Annotated in this window: 3 protein-coding genes; all 3 read right to left on the reverse strand. The window is 66.1% G+C overall.

Annotated elements, in window-relative coordinates; genetic code table 11:
- Window positions 1-4: 4 nt before the first annotated feature.
- Complete coding sequence (locus ACIPIA_RS12405) at window positions 5-1,117, reverse strand: amino acid ABC transporter permease (RefSeq protein ID WP_400509942.1); 1,113 nt, start codon at window positions 1,115-1,117, stop codon at window positions 5-7.
- A 1-nt stretch (window position 1,118) separates the two neighbouring features.
- Complete coding sequence (locus ACIPIA_RS12410; protein WP_400509944.1) at window positions 1,119-2,288, reverse strand: amino acid ABC transporter permease; 1,170 nt, start codon at window positions 2,286-2,288, stop codon at window positions 1,119-1,121.
- 86 nt (window positions 2,289-2,374) lie between these two features.
- Window positions 2,375-3,397 carry an amino acid ABC transporter substrate-binding protein gene (locus tag ACIPIA_RS12415; RefSeq protein WP_400509946.1) on the reverse strand — a complete coding sequence of 341 codons (1,023 nt, stop codon included), beginning with the start codon at window positions 3,395-3,397 and terminating at the stop codon, window positions 2,375-2,377.
- Window positions 3,398-3,519: the final 122 nt, after the last annotated feature.

Consider the following 3,519-nt stretch of genomic DNA (forward strand, 5'->3'; position numbering starts at 1 on the left):
CTGCTCAGTGGCCCCGGCCGTGATCCGTCCTCAAACGGCGCTCGATGAAGCGGCTGTAGGAGCCCATGCCGTAGCTGAACACGGCATAGACCAGCGCCGCGAAGACATAGCCTTCCAGCACGGCGATGCCCTGCCAGACGGGATCGCGCATCGCGGACCGGACCGTGTCGAGGAAGTCGAGCAGGCCGATGATTGTGACCAGCGTCGTATCCTGGAAGAAGCCGATGAAGATGTTGACCAGCGGCGGGATGACGATCTTCAGCGCCTGCGGCAGCACGATCTTGCGCATCGACAGCCAGTAGCCGAGCCCGAGCGAGGCAGCCGCCTCGTGCTGGCCCTTGGGCACCGCCTGCAATCCACCGCGCACCGTCTCGGCGATGTAGGCGCCGGCGAAGATGATGATCGCCACCTGCGCGCGTAGCAATTTGTCGATGGTCACGCCGTCCGGCATGAACAGCGGCAGCATCACCGAGGCCATGAACAGGATCGAAACCAGCGGCACGCCGCGCACCGTCTCGATGATGACGATGGCGATGACCTGGATCGCCGGCAGCTTGGAGGAGCGCGCCAGCGCCAGCAGCACGCCGAGCACGAAGCCGAAGGCGAGGCCGACCGAGGAGAGCATGAAGGAAAGCGGCAGGCCGCCCCAGTTCGTGGTCGTGACGACGGGCAGCCCGAAGAGCCCGCCATACATCAGGGTGCCGCAGACGAGCACCACCGCGAGCCAGAGCCAGAGCAGGTTGCGCGACCAGAAGCGCGGCATCATCGAGATGATCATCGCCGCGAGGAACAGCAGCAGGGCCAGAGCCGGCCGCCAGTGCTCCTCATAGGGATAGAAGCCGAAGACCATGAAGCGCAGCTTGGCGGCCAGGAAGGGCCAGCAGGCACCGTTACCGGCCTTGCAGGCCTGCGGTCCGCCCTCCGTGACCGCGCGGGTGACGAGCCAGCCCCAGGCGCCGGTGAGGACGCGATAGATCAGCCAGACGCAGGCGAAGGTGATGAGGGCGTTGAGCGGCGAGCCGATGAAGGGCTTCAGTCCTGCGAGCCAGAGCCGGCGGCCGGGAGGCCGGTCCGGGCGCTCGATGCCGAGCATGGCCGTGTTGGTGAGGTCCGACATCTCAGCGCTCCACCAGCGCGACGCGGGCGTTGTACCAGTTCATCAGGAGCGAGATCGTGATCGACATGCCGAGATAGACGAGCATGAAGATCGCGATGCCCTCGATGGCCTGCCCGGTCTGGTTCATCGTGGTGTTGGAGACCATCACCAGATCGGGGTAGCCGATGGCGATGGCGAGCGAGGAGTTCTTGAAGGTCGAGAGATAGGAACTGGTCAGCGGCGGGATGATCACGCGGAGAGCCTGCGGCAGCACGACGAGTCGCATCGTCTGGCGGTCGTGAAGGCCGACGGCGCGCGCGGCCTCCCATTGCCCGCGTCCGACGGCGAGGATGCCGGCACGGACGATCTCGGCGATGCCGGCGGAAGCCGACAGGCCGAGGCCGACAAGGAGCGCGGTGAATTCCGGGGTGACCTGCAGGCCGCCGGTGATGCGGAAACGGCCCTTCTCCGGCCAGTTCACCACGAGATCAGGCTGGAACAGCAGGAAGCCGATCAGCGGCGGCACGAGGAGCGCAGCGAGCACGTAGGGCCAGGCTAGGCGGGCGTGGCCGGACGCGACGCGGTGGCGCCGCATATAGGCTGCGACCACGAAGGCGAGCACGATGCCGATCACGGCGGAGGCCAGCACCCCGGTATGGGCGGGCGACCAGCGCATCGACGGCACGATCAGTCCGCCATTGCTGAGGAAGACGTCGGGCAGGATCTGCCAGGCCTCGCGCACCGGCGGAAAGACCGCGACGATCAGCGCGTACCAGAGAAAGAGGTAGAGCAGCAGCGGCACGTTGCGCAGCGCCTCGACATAGATCAGCGCCAGGAACGAGAGCAGCGGATTGCGCGACAGCCGGGCGATGCCGACGATCAACCCGAGCACCGTCGAGAGGATGACGGCGAAGACCGAGACCCAGACCGTGTTGAGCAGCCCGACGAGGATCGCGCGGCCATAGGTGTTGCTGGATTCGTAGCTGATGAAAGACTGGCTGATGACGAAGCCGGCCGGCCGGGACAGATAGTCGAAGCCGGTCGCGATGTTCTGCTCGGCGAGCTTTCGCGAGACCGTGCCGAAGAGATAGAAGCCGACGCCGACGACGAGGGCGACGGCCACGACCTGGTAGAGCACCGCGCGCACGCGCAGGTCGTAGAGAAGCCGCAGCGGGCTGGATGGTGACGCCATCGGGCTGTTCCGGGCTGGGGACGCGCCGGCCGCGCGAGCGCGGCCGGCGGTCTCAGGTCAATCGAGGGAACGCGCGTCGGCGGAAATCACCGGAAGGGCGGGGAGTAGATCAGGCCACCCTTGTTCCAGAGCTGGTTCGGGCCGCGGCTCAGGCCCAGCGGGGTCTTCTCGCCGAGATGGCGCTCGAAGAGCTCGCCGTAATTGCCGAGCTGCTTGATCGCGTTGTAGGCCCATTTGTTGTCGAGGTTCAGCATCTTGCCGAGGTCGCCGTTGACGCCGAGCAGGCGCTGGACCTCGGGGTCCTTGCTCTTCAGCTGCTCGTCGATATTGGCCTTCGTGATGCCGTACTCCTCGGCGGCGATCAGGGCGTTGACCGTCCAGGAGACGATGTCGCGCCAGTTGCTGTCGTTCTGGCGGACGACGGGCGCCAGCGGCTCCTTCGAGATCGTCTCGGGCAGGATGACGTATTGCTTCGGATCGTTGGCGATCGCGCGCACGGAGGCTAGGTCCGAGCGATCGGTGGTGATGACGTCGCAGCGGCCGGAGAAGAAGGCGTTGCGCCACTCGTCGGGATTCTCGAAGACCACCGCCTCGTACTTGATGTTGCGCGGCTTGAAGTAGTCTTCGAGGTTCTGCAGCGTCGTCGTGCCCGGCAGGATGCAGACCGCCGACTGGGACAGCTCCGCCGCGCTCTTCACGCCGAGCTTGCTCGAAACCATCAGGCCCTGGCCGTCATAGAAGACGACCGGCGCGAAATCGAGCCCGAGCGAGGTGTCGCGCGAGAAGGTCATCGTCGTCTGGCGCGAGAGCAGGTCGACCTCGCCGGACTGCAGGCCCTGGAAGCGCACATTGGTGTTGAGCGGAACGAAATCCACCTTGTCCGGCGCGCCGAAGACGGCGGAGGAGACGGCGCGGCAGACGTCGCTGTCGAAGCCCTGACGCACGCCCTTGTCGTCGGCATAGGAGAAGCCGGGAGCCGTGGGGGACACGCCGCAGAGAATCTTGCCGCGCTTCTTCACGGCATCGAGCGTCGCTTGTGCCGAGGCGGGCACTGCGAACACGGAAAGTGCCGCCGCGGCGAGACCCATCGCGGCGAGTTTGCTGAGCAATTTTGGCATAGGCGGTTCCCCTTGTGCGCGCCTGTCGTCGGCGCGTCGGAAGCGAGCCTATTGAGCCGCACCAGTCCCGGCAAGAACCTTCCGAAAGGTAATTCGAGAAACCGCGATCGACC

Source organism: Allobosea sp. CER48, from assembly GCF_044752385.1.
Lineage (GTDB): Bacteria > Pseudomonadota > Alphaproteobacteria > Rhizobiales > Beijerinckiaceae > Allobosea.